A 16,492-nucleotide genomic window follows, 5' to 3' on the forward strand; every position below is an offset into this window, starting at 1 on the left:
CTTGATCAGAAACGTAACACTCTTCACTCTTCTGGGCGCTCGAATTGTGTTCGCACAAGCCCCGGCGCCAGCACCTGCCGAAACGCGGGAAGAGGAGATCGCCCGCGAGCAGGCGCAGAAGGCCGAAAGCCTGAAGAAGCCCCAGCTCGAAAAGGGCGAGGCCCTCTTCGACAAATACTTCAACTCGGCCCTGCGTGGACTGTTCGCACCGAAAGTGGGGCTGGGTCTTCGATTAGGGGGGTTGGCCACAGGTTCGGGCTTCGCCGCGGGCGTTTTGTACAACCGCCCCGACCTGCTCCACGAGAACCTGATCTTCCGGGCCTCCCTCGCGGGCAGCGCCAAACGTTACTGGGCCGGAGCCACGGAACTGTCCTTGCCGCACTTGGCCGGGGATCGTGTCCGGGCCAACTTCTACGCGCGCCACTCCGACGCGCCGCGTAATCCGTATTACGGTCCCGGGCCAAATTCGCAGAAGTCGTACAAGTCCTATTACCGCGAGGAGGACACCTCTTTCGACGGACGGGTCTCCTGGAGGCCGGACCGCCGCAACTGGGACGTGGGCATGTATGCCGGCTACCTGCGGGTCAATGTGGGCCCCGGCACCAATGGCGAGTACCCCTCGTCGGAGACGCTGTTCACACCCGCCATGGCGCCGGGCATCCAGCAGCAGACGAACTTCGTACGCTACGGCCCGTTCGCCCAGGTGGATTTCCGCGACAATGCCGGCAACCCGCACCGGGGCGGCAACTACGTCGTACGCCTGTTGAACTACGACGACCAGAACGGCCGCGGATACAGCTTCCGGCGATTCGACGGCTGGACGGAGCAGTACATCCCCTTCTTCAATGAGAAGCGGGTGATCGCCCTGCGCGCGCTGACCGAACTGAGCTGGACGGACCGCGGCAACGTCGTGCCGTTCTATCTCCAGCCGACGCTGGGCGACGCGAACGATCTGAGAGGCTACCAGTTGCTCCGCTACCGCGACAACAACAGCGTGCTGCTCTCGTCGGAGTACCGCTGGGAGGTTGCTCCGGGGTTGGACATGGCGGTCTTCATGGACGCCGGCCGGGTCTTTTCGCACCCCAGCCAGCTCAGCCTGAATAATTTGCGGTATACCGGCGGCCTCGGCTTCCGGGCCAAAACACGGGACGCGGTGGTGCTGCGGCTGGATGCAGGTTTCAGCCGTGAGGGGTGGATGCTATGGTTCAAATTCGACAACGCTTTCTCGCGCGAAATCTTCCGGTACTTGTTCTAGCCGCGGCCGCTTGCCTGCCCGCGGCCTTCGGGCAGAAGCCCCGCTTCTACCCGGACGACCCCATCGCGAGCGTGCCCAAGCCGGCGCCCGTCAAGAACGTGGAAACGCTGGACCCGAACGACCTGTACGACTTCTTCTATCAGTCACTGAGGAAACCGGTGACGGCGATCGGACCGTCGCGGGGCATCAACACGCTGGGCGAGGTGCCCGACAGCGACTGGTTCACCAACCGTCACAGCCTGGATCATCGCCTAAGCCTTGAGAGCTTGAAGCGCGGTCCCGGCGACAGTAACGCTCCGCAACCGCCATTCCTGATTGTGGGCGCCAAGACAGACGGCATCACGCCCGGCTTCCGCATGACCGACGCCAAGGGCCGGCTGTACTTCGTCAAGCCGGATCCTCGCTCGAACCCCGAAATGGCGACTGCGGCCGATGTGCTGGGCTCTCATTTCTTCTACGCCCTGGGCTACAACACGCCGGAGAATTACATCGTCAGCGTCAGGGATGAGGAGTTGAGCATCAGCCCCAAGGCCAAGGTGACCGGCGTGAACGGCAAACCGCGGCCCATGACCCAGCGCGACATCGAACGCCTGAAGTTCAAGATGGCGCGACAGAAAGACGGTAGCCGCCGCGTCATCGCCAGCCTGGCTGCGCCCGGCAAACCGGTGGGTCCGTTCTTCTATGAAGGCACGCGGTCCGACGACCCCAACGACCTGATTCCGCACGAGACCCGGCGCGACCTGCGCGGGCTGGCCGTCTTCTGCGCCTGGCTGAACCATACGGACGCCAAGGGCCGGAATTCGCTGGACCTGCTGTCCGGTCCGGAAGGCGCCCAGCACATCCGCCACTTCCTGATCGACTTCGGCTCCATTCTGGGATCAGACAGCGACATGCCGAAGGACGCGCGGTTCGGCCACGCTTATATCATCCCGACGGGCCGCAATGCCCTGAAGAAGATGGGGCAGTTCGGCCTGGCGCCGGAACCGTGGGAGACTGCGGCCTTCCCGTCCCAGCCCGCCATCGGCCGCCTGGAAGCCAAAGTGTTCGATCCCGTGAAGTGGGTTTCCAACTACCCCAATCCGGCCTTTGTGCAGATGCAGCCGGGCGATGCCTACTGGGCCGCCAAGCGAGTGATGGCTTTCACCGACGAAGACATCCGGACGATCGTCCAGACCGGACAATACTCTGATCCCTCAGTGGTCGACTACCTGACCAAAACCCTGGCGGAACGGCGCGACAAGATCGGACGGGTGTACTTTACCCGGGTGTTGGCGCTGGAGCATTTCGCCCTGGAGGGCGGAACGCTGAAGTTCGAAGACCTGGCGGTGAAGTTCAACTTCGCGCCGCCCAGGCAGTATGAAACCTCGTGGTTCACCTTCGACAATGCCACGGGCACGATGACTCCGGCGGCGGGGCTCGACCAGGTGAGCAGCGCGTATGCCGCGGCTCGAATTACGATGCGGGGCGACACGACGAAGAAGGTGACGGTCTACATCCGTCGCGAGGGCGGGAAAATCGTGGGGATTGAACGGGAGTAGACATGCGCAGGTGGCACGTATTGGTTAGTCTGGCCCTGGCGGGCCTCACCGCTTTTGCCCAAACCCCAACGGATACGCCGGCAGAGCCGGACCAGTCGCCGCCGGCTCCCGTGGCCACGCCCGGTGCGCCACAGCCTGGGAATCCGGCTACGCGCTTCCTGCGGGATGTGACGGCCGACCAGAAGCGGATTTGGACTTCGCCGTTCCACATGACACAGCGGCAGTTCTGGACCCTCGCCGTACCCCTGGTGGGAGGAACGGTGGCATTGAAGTCAGTGGACCGGCGCATCACCGGTGAACTGCCCAACTCAAACGACCAGATTCTCTGGAGCGGGCGGGCGTCGAGAATTGGAGCCGGCTATACCCTGGCGGCGGGCACCATCTTCCCCACGCTGATTGGCCAGGCAAAAGGCAATGCGAAGGCAACATCCCTGGGACGCTCCGGAGTAGAAGCGCTGGCGAATGGTCTGCTGGTGACTTACGCGACCAAGTGGATCTTCTGGCGCGAGCGTCCGGATGTGCCGGGCGGAAAAGGCAGCCTGTGGAGCGGCGGATCGAGTTTCCCGTCCGGCCATGCGATGAGTTCGTTCGCCGTGGCAACAGCCATCGCCCAGAACCGGAAGTGCCCGAAGTGGATGGCGATTACACTCTACAGCGCGGCGGCGGTCATCAGCCTGTCGCGCGTCTCCTCGCGGCGTCATTTCGCATCGGACATCTACTTCGGTGCGTTCTCAGGCATCCTCATTGGCCGCTCGGTCGCCCGTGCCGCTGAGGACCGCTGAGGCGTCCGCCGGGCCGGTGGTGCGGAATGCGGTGCGCGGCTCGACCCACGCGGTCAATACCCGGCTCAATTCCGCCAGGTCGATAGGCTTTGCGAGGTAATCGTCCATTCCAGCAGTGAGGCAGCGCTCGCGCTCCCCGCTCATCGCAGCAGCTGTCAGGGCGATGATCGGAGTGTGCCGCAGGCCCTTCTCCAGCTTGCGAATCTCGCCCGCGGCCTGGTAGCCGTCGATGCCCGGCATCTGGCAGTCCATGAAGATGGCGTCGAACTCCGCCTCGCGCCAACTGCTGATGGCGCCCTCCCCATCGTTGACGATCGTCACCTGGTGTCCGGCGCGTTCCAGCAACCGTTTGGCGATACGCTGATTTACGGCATTGTCCTCGGCCAGCAGGATGCGGGCCACCAACTGCTTCTCGTGTTGGGCGGGCAGGCAGAGCGGTTCATGCGGAGTTAGGTCGTTGCCACTCAGCCTGGCCAGGGAAGGCGGTAGGGGGAGGGTGAACCAGAAACTGGCGCCGCGGCCTTCGGTGCTCGAGATGCCGATGGCGCCGCGCATGGCCTCCACCAGTTGCTTGGCGATCGCCAGGCCCAAACCGGTGCCTCCAAAGCGGCGGCCGATGCTGCTGTCGGCCTGTACAAACTTCTCGAAGATCCTGGTCTGTTTCTCGGGAGCGATTCCAATGCCGGTATCGGACACGGTAATCGTTGCCACTGGAACCGGACCCTCCGCGCAGGTGACGATGACCCGCACCATACCATCGGAGGTGAACTTCAGGGCGTTGGAGATCAGGTTGCTGAGCACCTGCCGGATGCGGACCGGGTCGCCCAGTGCGAGGGGCGGCAGGCTGTCCAACCCGTCGACTTCGAGCCGCACTCCTTTGCCGCCGGCCTGCGGCTCGAACACACGCACGGTGTCCCGAATGAGCACCGCGGGCTGCATCGGCCGCGACTGGACCACCAGGCGGCCGCGTTCGATGCACGACAAGTCCAGCAGGTCATCGACGATGCCAACCAGGATCTGGCCCGAGTTCTGCATCATGTCGAGCAGGTCTCTCTGTTCGGACTGCAGGGGCGTGTCGGCCAGGATCTGCGACAGTCCCAGGATGCCGTGCAACGGGGTGCGAATCTCGTGGCTCATATTGGCCAGGAATTGCGATTTGGCGGTATTGGCGGCCTGGGCCGCGCGCTTGGCCCTGCGCATCTTCTCCAGCGCGAAGTAGAGCAGGATGGAGAGCACGCCCAGCACGGCGGCGAGCATCAGGGACAGGCGGCGGGCAGAGTTCGCCTCCTGGGCCCGGTACACCGTTTCCGCTTCTCCGCTGTAGTAGTAGTTCCAGGGCCGCAGCATGCGGGACATGGTGCCATCGGCGAACATGCCGTCGATCTCGGCGCTCATGCGCTCAGCCAGATCCGCGTCTTCCTTTGTCGAGGCCAGGCCAAGCTGGCTCGGCGGCAGGTCCAGGCCAATCGTGGTGAAGTCCGTACCAGTACAGCCGGGCGGGCGCACCAGCGCTGCCCGCTGGGCGGTCCGGGCCTCCATCAGGGCGCCGTCAACCTCGCCCTGGCACAGGGCCTTGAGCGCCTCCTCCCGGTTCTTCTTGGCGATGATCTCCGCCGCGGGGAATTGACGCCGGGCCAGCGCGATGACGAACGGCAGGTTGGCGACGGAGATACGATGCATGCGGCGTTCACTACCGCTGGTGGCAAACTCCGGCTTGGCCGCGACGACGATGTAAGTATTCTGAAGATAGGGCTTCGTGAAGTGGATATCCGGCCAGAATTCGGGGCGTGTGGACAGCAAGGGCCACACCTGGGCCTGATGAGATGCAAGCGCTGCTGACGGGCCGACGGGCAACAGCCGCCATTCCAAGGTGATGCCAGCTCGCCTGGCCGCCTCCTGGACCACCTCAACAATCATTCCCTCCGGCTGTCCGGCGGAATTCAGGGAGTGGTAGGGATAGGCGTTGTCCGTCCCGATCACACAATGAGACGGCGCATGCCTGGATCCCTGACGAAGCTGGACGACGGCGAATAGGGCAAGCGGCAGCAGTGTCACCGCCAGGGTGACAGGGACCCACCACGACTTTCCACGAAACCACTTGTGGATCAGCACTTTCACTCGCCGCAGGCTCACCTTCTATTTATCGGTGAATCCAGGGACTCGCGAACCGGGAAAAGACCTGAAATCTTAGTCTAAAATGCTAGCCTGGGTAGCCCTACTGTACTACAGACTAAGCAATTGGACTGAGGGGGATTGAGGTCTGGTGATCGAGCGGGCTCAGTTGCCGAGTTTCAGCAACACGACGCCGCCCACGATGAGCAGGAGGCCGCCGATCTTGCGGGCCGAAAAGGGTTCGCCGAAGAAGAAGCGGGACCAGACGACGGTCCAGACATAGCCGAGGGCAACCATTGGATAGAGGACGCTGAGTTCCCCCACGCGCAGGCCCAAGTAGTAGAAGACGAACGAGAGCAGGTAGAGGACGATGCCGACAGCGAGACGCCAGTTGTAAATCAGCGACTTGAGATCGCGGTGGAGGCGTCCGGCGCCCCACTTCAGGAAGACAGCGCCGAAGCTGCCGATGAAGCTGGCGGTGAAGACGAGGAGAATGGACGAGAGCGGGGTGGCGGTCATTCGCTTTTGCCCTTCCCCAACAGGGCCACGCCTAGGCAGATGATGGCGATGCCACCGATCTTGAAGACGTTCATTGATTCATGGAAGACCACAACGGAGAGGATGCTGACCCAGACGTAAGTGAGGGAAATGACGGGGTAAAGCAGGGACAGCTCGCCGTCGCGCAACGCCAGGATGAGCAGGCAGGTACTGATGCCATACAGGCTGAGCCCGGCCCAGAGAGGAAGATTGGTGAGCAAGGCATGGACAGTGAGGACGTCCAACCCGGTGCCGCTCTTCTTGATGAAATACTGGGCGGCCACTCCGAACAGAGTGCACAGGAAGACGAGGCCCACGGACTGTTTATGGGAGAAACGGTAAGACTCTTGCGGCACGAAGTTCCTATTCTAGCCCGAAGCCGCCGCCGCCCGGGGTCTCGAATCTGAGGAGATCGCCGGGTTGGACATCCAGGCGGGTTTTCCCGGGGAGGAGGCGGGATTTCCCCTTGCTGCGGAGGAGCGTGCGGCCGAGGGCGCCTGGTTTTCCGCCTTCCAATCCGTAGGGCGGGCGAAGACGGCGATCGGCCAGGATGGTGACATCGGCCGGGGCGAGGAACTCGAGTTCGCGGACGATACCGTCGCCGCCATGGTGACGGCCCGCGCCGCCGGAGCCGCGTCGAACATGATAGGCGCGGACGCGAATGGGGTGGCTGTGTTCGAAGGCCTCGACGGGCGTATTCCAGGAGTTGGTCATGTGCGTATGCACGGCGCTCTGGCCATCGCAGCCGTGGGCTGCGCCCATGCCTCCGGCGATGGTTTCATACCAGGCGAAGCCTTCGCCGCCGAAGCTGAGGTTATTCATGGTGCCTTGCGAGGCGGCGGGGATGAGTTGCGGAGCGGCGGTGGACAGGGCGCCCAGCAGGACGTCGGTGATGCGTTGGGAGGTTTCGACATTGCCGGCGGCCATGGCGGCCGGCGGATTGGCATTGACCACGGAACCGGCTGGGGCGATGACGGTGATGGGGCGCAGCAGGCCGGCGTTGGCGGGCACGTCGCCGTCGAGCAGGCAGCGAAAGACGTAGAAGACGGCGGAGAGGGTGATGGCGTAGTTGGCGTTGACGGGGCCGGCCACCTGGGGGTCGGTGCCGCTGAAATCGACCGTGGCGCGGCCGTCGGCGAGGGTGATGGAGGCGCGGATGGTGACGCCCTCGTCGAGCGAATCTTCAAAGCGATAGCAGCCCGCGGGTAGCGAGAGGAGGGCGGCGGTCATGCGGCGCTGGGCATAGTCCGCGAGAGCCGTGATATTGGCATTCAGGCGAGGTAGACCGTAGCGGGCAGCGGCCTCGGTGAGGCGGGCGGCTCCGCGTTGCATGGCCATCCACTGGGCGAGCAGGTCGCCTTCGCGCTCGCCGGGGGTACGGACGTTGGCGAGGATGAGGCGCATGAGGCCGTCATCCAGCTTCCCTTCCCGGACGAGGAGGATGGGCGGCAGGCGCAAGCCTTCCTGATAGATTTCGCGGGCCAGGGGCATGGAGCCGGGACTCATGCCGCCGACGTCGGAGTGGTGGGCGCGCGAGGCGACATAGAAGGCGGCGGGTTTGCCCTTATCGGGGAAGACGCCGGCCACGGCCGTGATGTCGGGCAGGTGGGTACCGCCGGCGAAGGGGTCGTTGACGATGGCGACGTCACCAGGCCGGAGATCGAACTGGCGCAGGACGTGCTCCACGCTGAGCGGCATGGCGCCGAGGTGCACGGGCATGTGATCGCCCATGGCGATGGTGCGGGCCTGGGCGTCGTAGACGGCGCAGGAGTAGTCGCGGCGTTCCTTGATATTGGCCGAAAAGGCGGTCTTGCGGAGGACGACGCCCATCTCCTCGGGAATGGAGACGAGGAGCTGGCGGAAGAACTCGAGTTCGATGGGGCCGGGGCGCTTCACCGGGGGGGCGGCTCCTGGATCTTGGGTGGCTCCCGCGGTGTGGGCGGCTCGGGCTTGCAGACTCCGGCGCGGACGGGGAAGGAATAGACCTGGGTCCAGCGGTTGTCCTGGCGGCGTTCGAGGCGGAAGGTTTTCGAGGCGGTATCGGTACGGATGCGCCAGTCGGAGCTGGCGGTGGTTTTGGGCCGGAGGGGCGGGACGGGCTTGGGGCTGACTTCGCGCGTCATCCAGGTGTCGCCGCCGGTCATGGTTTCCATCTTCTGAAACGGGACGCCGCGCGCGCCTTTGCGGTTGACGACCAGGAGGCCGTGGGACTTGGAGTCGAACCAGAACTGGTCGATGGAGCCATAGAAGGTGTCCTCGAAGAGTGGGAGGCGGCGCCAGGTCTTGCCGCCGTCGGTGGTCTTGAGGAAGAAGGGATCCTTGGGGAGGGAGCCGCTGATGGTGCCTGCGGCCCAGCCGTTTTCGAAGTCGGCGAACTGGAGCTGGTCGAGGGCGGCACCGCGGATGCGGGCGGTTGGCTCGGTCCAGGTTTTGCCTTCGTCGTCGCTGGCCAGCAGCAGGGAGGAGAGCGTGGTGGCGGGAGTGTGGAGGTTGCCGGTGAGGAAGATTTTCGCTCCGATGACTTCGACGGCGGTGAGTTCGAGGAAGACGGGGCACGGCTCATCAGCGGAGCACTCGAGACCGAACTCGAGGATCTCCTGATCACCGCAGATGGCGGTGATTTCCTTCGCCTTCGGCGGTTCCTGCGCGAGCGCGATGGAGACGGTGATGATTGCTGCCCAGGCCCTCATGTCTTCACGCCGATTGTAGCCCTCCAGCCAATGGGCGCGCCACGCCTGGGCGTCGAGGTAGAGACGGCGGGTGTCGATGCCGTGGCAAACAGGCAGGTAGCCGGCGAGCTTCCGGATGGCCTTGTCGAGCTGCTTGAAGGCGCCGGCAGGGTTGTTCCGGGCGGCGTGATGACAGGCGACGGCCAGATGGATCAGAGCCTGGAGGAAGAAGCGGTCGGCGTAGGCGGCGTGGAGCCACACGGCCTCAAGTTCCTCGTGGGCTTCAAAGAAGGCGCCCTGGTTGAAAAGCCCGATGCCCCGCTGCAGGCCGGGCGTCACATCACGCATGATAAAAGTATGCGCACCGCCCTTCTCCTTGTGCTGCTGGCCGGTTTGGCCACAGCCGCTGACGCCGTAAAACCTACGAAAAGGATCAAGCTATTCAATGGCAAGGACCTGACGAACTTCTATACCTTCCTGAAGGACTCGCACCGGGAGGACCCGAAAAAGGTCTTCACGGTGGCCAATGGGATGATCCACATCAGCGGGGCGGAGTGGGGCGCGGTGACGACCGAGAAGGAGTATCGCGATTACCATCTGATTGTGGAGTGGAAGTGGGGCCAGGAGAACCTGGCGCCGCGCGTGGGCAAGGCGCGGGACAGCGGGATCCTGCTGCACGGGACGGGCGTGGACGGGGCGGCGGGCAGCGGCTGGCTGGAGTCGATCGAATACCAGATGATCGAGGGTGGCACGGGCGACATGCTTATGGTGAAGGGCGCGGCGAAGCCGAAGATGACGGTGGAAGCGATCACGAAGGAAGACAAGCAGCTCTACTGGGAACAGGGCGCGCCGCGGGTGACGCGCGATTCGGGCCGGGTGAACTGGTATGGGCGCGACATCAAGTGGACGGACACGTTTGGGTACCGGGGTCCGGTGGATGTGGAGAAGCCGGTGGGCCAGTGGAACCGGAGTGAAGTGATAGCCGAGGGCGGCCACCTGGTGTACTACCTGAACGGGGTGAAGGTGAACGAGGGATTTGACGGCGACCACACGCAGGGCAAGATCCAGGTGCAGAGCGAGGCGGCGGAGGTCTACATCCGGAAGATCGAGCTGGCACCGGTGAAGGGCGGCGCCAAGAAATGAAGTGGCTGCGCGGGCTGGTGCATCGCGAGAAGGGTTCGGCGCCGTTGCGCGGCGTGCCGGCGATCCGGCGGCAGAAGAACTACCTGGCGATGAGCGGCTACGCGTATGAGTACTTCTACGAGGGCATGCGGGATGAGGCGAGCCGGCGCGAGCACGTGTTCACGGTAAGCGGCGACCGCAAGACCTGGTTTCCCGTGCAGGTGCTGGTGCCGGACGCGAGCGTGACGCAGTGGGAAGCGGCGCACGGGCGCGTGCTGGCGGACAACGAGCGTTACGCGATTGCCAAGATGGCGTTGTTCGAGGCGTTCGACACGCGGGAGAGCCCGGCGGAGATGAACGCCGCAGTGGAGGTTTCGGCCGAGCAGGTGGAAGAGCTGCTCGGCCGGCTGGGATTCGAGTAAGCGGCGATCAGGCCGGCACTTCGGCGGGCACCGGTTTGCGGGGGCCGAGCACCTGGGCTTCGACGACGGCGAGCGCGGCCATGTGGACGATGTCGTTGACCTCGCAGCCGCGCTGGAGGACATGGACCGGCTTGGAGAAGCCCATGAGGATGGGGCCGATGGCCTCGCAACCGCCCAGCCGCATCAGTAGCTTGTAAGCGATGTTGCCGGCCTCCAGATTGGGCGCGATGAGGACGTTGGCGGCACTGGGCATGCGGCAGAACGGGTAATCGGTGAGCATCTCGGGCACGACGGCGGCGTCGGCCATCAATTCCCCCTCGACCACGAGTTCCGGACGGCGCTGGCGGACCATTTCGGCGGCGGCGGCGACCTTCTGCGCTAGCGGGTGGCGGGAGGAGCCGAAGGTGGAGAACGACAGCATGGCGATGCGCGGATCGATGTCGAAGCTGGCGACGGTGTCGGCAGCGGCAATGGCGATCTCGGCGAGGTCGGCGGCTGAAGGCTCGATGTTCACGGTGGTATCGGCGATGAAGTAGAGCTGGCCCTTGGGGGTGATCATCATGTACATGCCGGAGACCTTGGTGGCGCCGGGCCGTTTGGCGATGATTTCGAGGGCGGGTCGGATGGTGTCCGGGTAGTTCTGGGTGATGCCGCCGATCATGGCGTCGGCGTCGCCGAGGTGGACCATCATGGCGCTGAAGCGAGTGGGGTTCAGCATGAGGTGGGGGGCCTCGGTGTGGGTGACGCCCTTGCGCTGGCGGAGCTGGATGTACTCGGTGATATAGGCGTCGGCGAGGGGGCTGGTGGCGGGGTCGACGATGTCGACGTGGCCCTTGATGCGCAGGCGCAACTCCTCGGCGCGGGCGAGGATGCGGTCTTCCGGCCCGATGAGGACGGGGCGGGCGATGGCTTCATCGATGAGGACCTGGGCGGCGCGCAGGATCTTGTCCTGGGTGCCTTCGGGGAAGACGACACGGCGGGGTTCGCGTTGAGCCTTGTGGATGACCATGCGCATGATCTCCTGGCTCTTGCCGAGGCGGCGTTCGAGCTGCTCGCGGTACTCGTCGAGGTCGACGGTGACCTGGGCTACACCGGTCTCCATGGCGGCCTTGGCGACGGCGGGGGCGACGAAGGTGAGGACGCGGGAGTCGAAGGGCTTGGGGATGATGTAGTCGACGCCGAACTCCATGTTTTCGACGCCATAGGCGCGGCGGACGGAGTCGGGGACATCCATGCGGGCCAGTTCGGCCAGAGCATGGGTGGCGGCGAGCTTCATCTCGTCGTTGATGGCGGTGGCACGGACATCGAGGGCTCCGCGGAAGATGAAGGGGAAGCCGAGTACGTTATTGACCTGATTGGGGTAATCGGAGCGGCCGGTGGCGAGGATGAGGTCCTGGCGGGTGGCGACGGCGGTCTCGTACTTGATCTCCGGGTCAGGATTAGAGAGGGCGAAGACGACGGGGCGGTCGGCCATGGCAAGCAGCATCTCGGGGGTGACGCAGTTGGCCTGCGAGAGGCCGATGAAGACATCGGCGCCGTGCATGGCGTCGAGGAGGGTGCGTTTCTCCGTGGTGCGGGCGAACTTGACCTTGTACTTGTTCATACCCTCGGCGCGACCGTCATGGATGACGCCCTTGGTGTCGCACATGAGGATGTTTTCGAGTTTGGCGCCGAGGCGGATGTAGTGGTTGGCGCAGCTGATGGCGCTGGCGCCGGCGCCGGAGAAGACGATTCGGACGTCTTCGAGTTTCTTGCCGACGAGAGAGAGGGCGTTGACGAGGGCGGCTCCGGAGATGATGGCGGTGCCGTGCTGGTCGTCGTGGAAGACGGGGATCTTGAGGGTGCGGCGGAGCTCCTCTTCGATCTCGAAGCATTCGGGGGCCTTGATGTCCTCGAGGTTGATGCCGCCGAAGGTGGGCTCGAGCAACTGGCAGGTGCGGATGACTTCGCGGGGGTCTTCAGTGGCGAGTTCGAGGTCGAAGACGTCGATATCGGCGAATCTCTTAAAAAGGACGCCTTTGCCTTCCATGACGGGTTTGCCGGCGGCGGGCCCGATATTGCCGAGGCCGAGGACCGCGGTGCCGTTGGACACGACGGCGACGAGGTTCCCCTTGGCGGTGTAGTTATAGACCAGCGACGGGTCTCTATGAATTTCAAGGCACGGGACGGCAACGCCTGGCGTATAGGCCAAGCTAAGATCGCGTTGCGTGCGGCAGGGCTTGGTGGGTACGACCGAAACCTTGCCTGCAGGTGAAGATGAATGGTATTCGAGAGCTTCCAAATCCCGGAGCGACATGGCCGGATTCCTTTCCACTACTTAGATACACCCTTTTGTTCGCCGCGGATAGTGACCGGCCGGGTAACCGAGCCAACCCCTAACCCGTTATCATCTGTTAGGAAGGTACCATGAGCACGCCCCCGGCGCCGCCACACGCCGAACTAATCGACCGACCGTTCTCCTTTTACCCACCAATCAGTGGGGTGGAGAACAACGAATGGCGGCTGCGGGAAGCCACCTGGAGCGAGATGATGGTCCGGAATACGCAGGAGGACCTGGAGATTGCGATTCCGCGGCAGTATTTCGGGGGCATCTCGGAGACTGACAAACCTGTGATGATTGTCGGGCTGACGCAGGAGCTGGAGTACAAGACGGGTGCGGTGTGGCCGATGAAGCGGAAGGTGTACTCGATGCCGGTGGCGCCGATGACGCGTCCGCCGGGGCCCAAGGTGGCGGTGGATCCGTCGGAGCCGACGGGGCTGGGCGCGATTATGGGCACGGGCGCGATGGGGAACGAGTCGCGAATCGGGAAGATGATCATGGTGACCTTCTTCTCGGTGCTGACGCTGGGGCTGATGATCTGGGCGCTGGTGAAGTTCACTCCTGACACGAAGCCGACCTATGTGGCGAAGGACCAGGGGTATCTGGAGCTGAACCGGGATGACGACTACTTCAGTATTGTGCGGAAGCTGGGGCAGCCATCGGCGGACCGGTTCAAGCCGGACAGCGGGGAGCTGCAATACCGGCTGCTGGAGTATAAAGACCGCGGGTATTCGGTGGTCCTGATGGGCACGAAGCAGGAAGACGTGCGGTATATCGGGGCGATGGGGATGGGGCCGGACGGGAAGGGCTGGGCGCCGCTGCATTCGATCGATTACGCCAAGGGGGCGAATACGATGGGAATCCTGCGGACCATGCCGAGGTTCTGAGACGGCACGGTCCGCTGAAGAGGGCCGTTAGTATTTGGCCTGTTGACGGGCGAAGGGTCCGATGACGGGGATCTCGAAGTGTTCGCCCTGGTAGGCCTTGTACATGAGGAAGAGCCAGAAGGCGAAGCCGGCGAGCGAGACCAGGGAACGCACCATCATGAACATGACGTACATTCCGGGCACGAACGCGGTGATGAAGCTGAAGACGATCCAGAAGGCGAACCAGGCCGCACCAAAGAGGATAGATTGCCAGGCGTGGAAGCGGACGCGCGCGCTCTGGTTGTAGGGTGCGATGGCGAGGAAGATGATCCCCGTGATGAACCCGATGAGGTAGCAGAAGGCGCAGGCCATGTTCTCAGTGAGGCCTGGGGCGGCGGCGGGTGGGGGCGTGTACTGGCCCTGGGGTGGAGCGCCGGGGGGCGGTCCGGGCGGGGGCGCAGCGACAGACGTGCCGCAGTTGGGGCAGAAGCTGCCATTCACATTTGTGCCGCACTTGGGGCAAAAGGGCATTCGATCCTCCTAGTTGGTCGTACATTGCGCGATGGATGAGGCTGGCGCCGCGGGTTGGCGGGCGCGCAGGATATCCCGGAAGCGGACGGGACCGGTCCGGATATGATTGCCGGGTGTCGAATTGAGATCTCCTACTCCGAACAGGAGGGCCAGTCAGACAGGCCTGGCTCATCCGCACAATGTAGCAATAGTAATCTGCGTCCTGCACAAAGTCACCCCCCTTTGGATGGTTTGAGTTCCAGAGGTGTGGGCGGTTGTGCAGGACGGGCGGAGCGCTGAGGTTTGGATGTCAAGGATCGGGGTGTGGACGAAGCGGCCCGGGCGGATGGCGCAATGGGTTTGTTCCCTCAAATTGTTTGGTTGGTGGGATTGGTTTGGGGTGGTGGGTTTGTTCGCTCAAATCTGGTGGTTGATGCCATCCGAGTGCCGCAGTGGGTTTGTTCCCTCAAATTCTGCGGTTGCGGTGGCTGAGTGCGGCGGTGGGTTTGTTCCCTCAAATTCCTGAGCTGTTGGGATTGGGGCCTCCCTCCGAGTTGGCTGGGGGTGAGGGCCGGGCGATTGAGGGTGTCGGTGCGGAAGTGGGCGGTGCTGTCGATCTCGCCTTGGGTCGCAGAGAGTTGGCGTTCTAGTTGTGGCTGCTGGTTATTGAGTGGATAGAAGGCGGGGCTGATCCCGCTTGAGTTGTGAGATGGGCGGGATTTCTGTTGCGGCCCTGCGGGTGTTTGGGTGCTCCTGCCGGTGCTTCCCGTGTGTTTCGAATTTGTTGTTCTTTTCATTGTTTGCCTCGATGGAAACGGTAGACGGTGTTGGGGTGGATTTGGAGGAGGAGGCTGGCGGGGTGGTGGGGTTTTGGTTTGTTTTTATTGGTTTGCGGTGAGAAGAAAAATTTCGTGGGGTTGTGACTGGGGTTTGGGGTGGGCGGGAAAGAGGTGAGAAGTGGGGGTGGTTGGGTCGGAGGAAGAGGCGGGGGTCTCTTTTGATTGGCTGGGTGGCTTTTTGGGGGCCGCGGGATTGAAGACGCGCGAGTTGGGGCACTGGCCCTTTCGCTGATTGGTTGGGGGCTTGCTGTTGTTCCCCCGCTCCTTTTAGTCGCGGCTCTGAGTGCGGCTGGCTTAGCTTTGGCGGCCTACTGGGCTGGGCGGGACCAGTTGAAGGCGCGGCGGCCGAGGCCCGCTCCTTGCCAGCCGCGGTTCGTTGCGCGGTGGAGACCACTTCCTGACGGTCGTGGTTCGTTGCGGCTTGGATGGCAATGGTAATTGCAGCCCGTGGGGCCGAGGTTCTGCGGCGAGGGGCGCTTGCTCTATGGCTTGGCCAGCTTTGATGTCTCGATTCCCTTGGAACTTCGAGCACGACGAATTAGTAAATTTTAATCTAACAGTACATCTGAGGATTCTGGAGGGGCTTGTTTGAGCCCGCCGATCAGGATGAAGGCGAGGCAACTGGCAGCCCCAGGCGATGCACGGGGAGCGTGCTGCTTGGCGTTGCAGTTGGCGGTGAGGCGCGGCGCGAACTAGCCTCACGCGGGGCGCCGCAAGCCTCACCGTCCTTATCGCGTTCGGATTCCAGAACAATAGCCTGTAATCTCCGGAAAACAAGGGAGGGAGTAAAATATCGAAACAGGGCGCTCGGCAGATTCTGTTCCGAATTCAGAACAGCCGCAGGCTGGAACCATGATGCTGAGCTGGGCTCTTTCAGGATTCTTTTCTCCTTAATGCAGCTGTATGACCTTAGCGTCACCGCGCATTGGTCACCTATCGCACGACAATATCTTTCGTATTTATCTACAGATACTGAAACAACGATCCGTGCCTGGTCTCCACCAAGTGTTTGCAGTCTGTAACAAATGCGAGTTGACGAATGTATAATTCATCTCCTATTCTGTCAACCATGTCTCTTCGCTCCCCCTGGGTCTTCCGCTTTATTGCAGCGAGTGCATTTACGGTGCTCGTTGGGCTGGCTTTCGGCCAGCAGGCTCCATCACGACGTGTAATTGCAGTCGTCCCCATGACTGGGGCGGGCACATGGGATGATCCACGGCGACCGCTGTTGACGGACTCGCCACAGAAGGCGCAGGAGGGCGGACGCGCCAGCGAGGACTTCGTGAACTACCACTATGTCCTCAGTGACGACGAAAAATTCGCGATTGTCGAGTTCTCTGTGCAGCGGCCGACGAAGGCGAGCCTGGAAAAGATAAACGCGATTGCCGCTTCGAAGGAGCCAGGCGTAGCCGTGTTTGAGCACGGGAAGAGCAGCCGCCAGGCGATGGAAGCCGAGTTTAGAAAGTACAAAAAGGACTTCAGTTTCGAGGAGTTCGCCGGCTTCAAGGTCCAGGGAGGCA

Annotated in this window: 14 protein-coding genes; 7 read left to right on the forward strand and 7 right to left on the reverse strand. The window is 63.2% G+C overall.

Going from position 1 to position 16,492, the window contains the following annotated elements:
* Position 1 precedes the first annotated feature (1 nt).
* From ACR9Y2_RS39870 to ACR9Y2_RS39880, 3 genes are read left to right on the forward strand one after another with little or no spacing between them, the layout of a single operon-like run.
* Entirely contained in the window at positions 2-1,255 is a 1,254-nt protein-coding gene (locus tag ACR9Y2_RS39870; RefSeq protein WP_435047508.1) for a BamA/TamA family outer membrane protein, read from the forward strand.
* Positions 1,201-2,793, forward strand: coding sequence for a hypothetical protein (locus ACR9Y2_RS39875; RefSeq protein ID WP_435047509.1), 1,593 nt, complete (start codon positions 1,201-1,203; stop codon positions 2,791-2,793). The genes ACR9Y2_RS39870 and ACR9Y2_RS39875 overlap by 55 nt, the downstream gene beginning before the upstream one ends.
* Positions 2,794-2,795: 2 nt before the next feature.
* Positions 2,796-3,575: a phosphatase PAP2 family protein gene (locus ACR9Y2_RS39880; RefSeq protein ID WP_435047510.1), complete on the forward strand. Its 780-nt coding sequence runs from the start codon at positions 2,796-2,798 to the stop codon at positions 3,573-3,575.
* Here the strand turns inward: ACR9Y2_RS39880 and ACR9Y2_RS39885 are convergent.
* The 5 genes from ACR9Y2_RS39885 to ACR9Y2_RS39905 form a co-directional block, all read right to left on the reverse strand.
* Positions 3,525-5,708, reverse strand: a complete 2,184-nt coding sequence (locus ACR9Y2_RS39885) for an ATP-binding protein (protein ID WP_435047511.1) — start codon at positions 5,706-5,708, stop codon at positions 3,525-3,527. The genes ACR9Y2_RS39880 and ACR9Y2_RS39885 overlap by 51 nt on opposite strands.
* Positions 5,709-5,852: 144 nt before the next feature.
* Entirely contained in the window at positions 5,853-6,206 is a 354-nt protein-coding gene (locus ACR9Y2_RS39890; protein WP_435047512.1) for a DMT family transporter, read from the reverse strand.
* A complete protein-coding gene (locus ACR9Y2_RS39895) occupies positions 6,203-6,580 on the reverse strand; it encodes a hypothetical protein (RefSeq protein WP_435047513.1) in 378 nt (125 codons plus the stop codon). Before ACR9Y2_RS39895 ends, ACR9Y2_RS39890 begins: the two co-directional genes overlap by 4 nt.
* Before the next feature lie 7 nt (positions 6,581-6,587).
* On the reverse strand, positions 6,588-8,120 hold the full coding sequence (locus ACR9Y2_RS39900; protein ID WP_435047514.1) for a hydantoinase B/oxoprolinase family protein: 1,533 nt from the start codon (positions 8,118-8,120) through the stop codon (positions 6,588-6,590).
* Positions 8,117-9,241 carry a DUF309 domain-containing protein gene (locus ACR9Y2_RS39905; RefSeq protein ID WP_435047515.1) on the reverse strand — a complete coding sequence of 375 codons (1,125 nt, stop codon included), beginning with the start codon at positions 9,239-9,241 and terminating at the stop codon, positions 8,117-8,119. The genes ACR9Y2_RS39900 and ACR9Y2_RS39905 overlap by 4 nt, the downstream gene beginning before the upstream one ends.
* A gap of 9 nt (positions 9,242-9,250) precedes the next feature.
* Here ACR9Y2_RS39905 and ACR9Y2_RS39910 point away from each other — a divergent pair, with 9 nt between their 5' ends.
* Entirely contained in the window at positions 9,251-10,036 is a 786-nt protein-coding gene (locus tag ACR9Y2_RS39910; RefSeq protein WP_435047516.1) for a 3-keto-disaccharide hydrolase, read from the forward strand.
* Entirely contained in the window at positions 10,033-10,437 is a 405-nt protein-coding gene (locus tag ACR9Y2_RS39915) for a hypothetical protein (RefSeq protein ID WP_435047517.1), read from the forward strand. Before ACR9Y2_RS39910 ends, ACR9Y2_RS39915 begins: the two co-directional genes overlap by 4 nt.
* 7 nt (positions 10,438-10,444) lie before the next feature.
* Here the strand turns inward: ACR9Y2_RS39915 and ACR9Y2_RS39920 are convergent, their stop codons facing one another.
* Positions 10,445-12,733 (reverse strand): NADP-dependent malic enzyme, encoded by a 2,289-nt coding sequence (locus tag ACR9Y2_RS39920; protein ID WP_435047518.1) that lies wholly within the window; start codon positions 12,731-12,733, stop codon positions 10,445-10,447.
* 110 nt (positions 12,734-12,843) lie between these two features.
* Here ACR9Y2_RS39920 and ACR9Y2_RS39925 point away from each other — a divergent pair, with 110 nt between their 5' ends.
* Positions 12,844-13,644 carry a hypothetical protein gene (locus ACR9Y2_RS39925; RefSeq protein WP_435047519.1) on the forward strand — a complete coding sequence of 267 codons (801 nt, stop codon included), beginning with the start codon at positions 12,844-12,846 and terminating at the stop codon, positions 13,642-13,644.
* Between the two features lie 27 nt (positions 13,645-13,671).
* Here ACR9Y2_RS39925 and ACR9Y2_RS39930 read toward each other — a convergent pair whose 3' ends face one another.
* Positions 13,672-14,154, reverse strand: a complete 483-nt coding sequence (locus tag ACR9Y2_RS39930; protein WP_435047520.1) for a hypothetical protein — start codon at positions 14,152-14,154, stop codon at positions 13,672-13,674.
* Between the two features lie 2,046 nt (positions 14,155-16,200).
* On the opposite strand from ACR9Y2_RS39930, the gene ACR9Y2_RS39935 reads away from it, so the two are divergent.
* Positions 16,201-16,492 (forward strand): hypothetical protein (locus ACR9Y2_RS39935; protein WP_435047521.1); only part of this gene is annotated, 292 nt, incomplete at its 3' end.

Origin of the sequence: Paludibaculum fermentans, from assembly GCF_051172195.1 — a bacterium.
GTDB lineage: Bacteria > Acidobacteriota > Terriglobia > Bryobacterales > Bryobacteraceae > Paludibaculum > Paludibaculum fermentans_A.

Bases quoted from the DNA above. Each gene is read 5' to 3' on its own strand.
- ACR9Y2_RS39920 (WP_435047518.1), bottom strand. From the start codon at position 12,733: ATGTCGCTCCGGGATTTGGAAGCTCTCGAATACCATTCATCTTCACCT.
- ACR9Y2_RS39905 (WP_435047515.1), bottom strand. From the start codon at position 9,241: ATGCGTGATGTGACGCCCGGCCTGCAGCGGGGCATCGGGCTTTTCAAC.
- ACR9Y2_RS39925 (WP_435047519.1), top strand. From the start codon at position 12,844: ATGAGCACGCCCCCGGCGCCGCCACACGCCGAACTAATCGACCGACCG.
- ACR9Y2_RS39910 (WP_435047516.1), top strand. From the start codon at position 9,251: ATGCGCACCGCCCTTCTCCTTGTGCTGCTGGCCGGTTTGGCCACAGCC.
- ACR9Y2_RS39875 (WP_435047509.1), top strand. From the start codon at position 1,201: ATGGTTCAAATTCGACAACGCTTTCTCGCGCGAAATCTTCCGGTACTT.
- ACR9Y2_RS39890 (WP_435047512.1), bottom strand. From the start codon at position 6,206: ATGACCGCCACCCCGCTCTCGTCCATTCTCCTCGTCTTCACCGCCAGC.
- ACR9Y2_RS39880 (WP_435047510.1), top strand. From the start codon at position 2,796: ATGCGCAGGTGGCACGTATTGGTTAGTCTGGCCCTGGCGGGCCTCACC.
- ACR9Y2_RS39915 (WP_435047517.1), top strand. From the start codon at position 10,033: ATGAAGTGGCTGCGCGGGCTGGTGCATCGCGAGAAGGGTTCGGCGCCG.
- ACR9Y2_RS39930 (WP_435047520.1), bottom strand. From the start codon at position 14,154: ATGCCCTTTTGCCCCAAGTGCGGCACAAATGTGAATGGCAGCTTCTGC.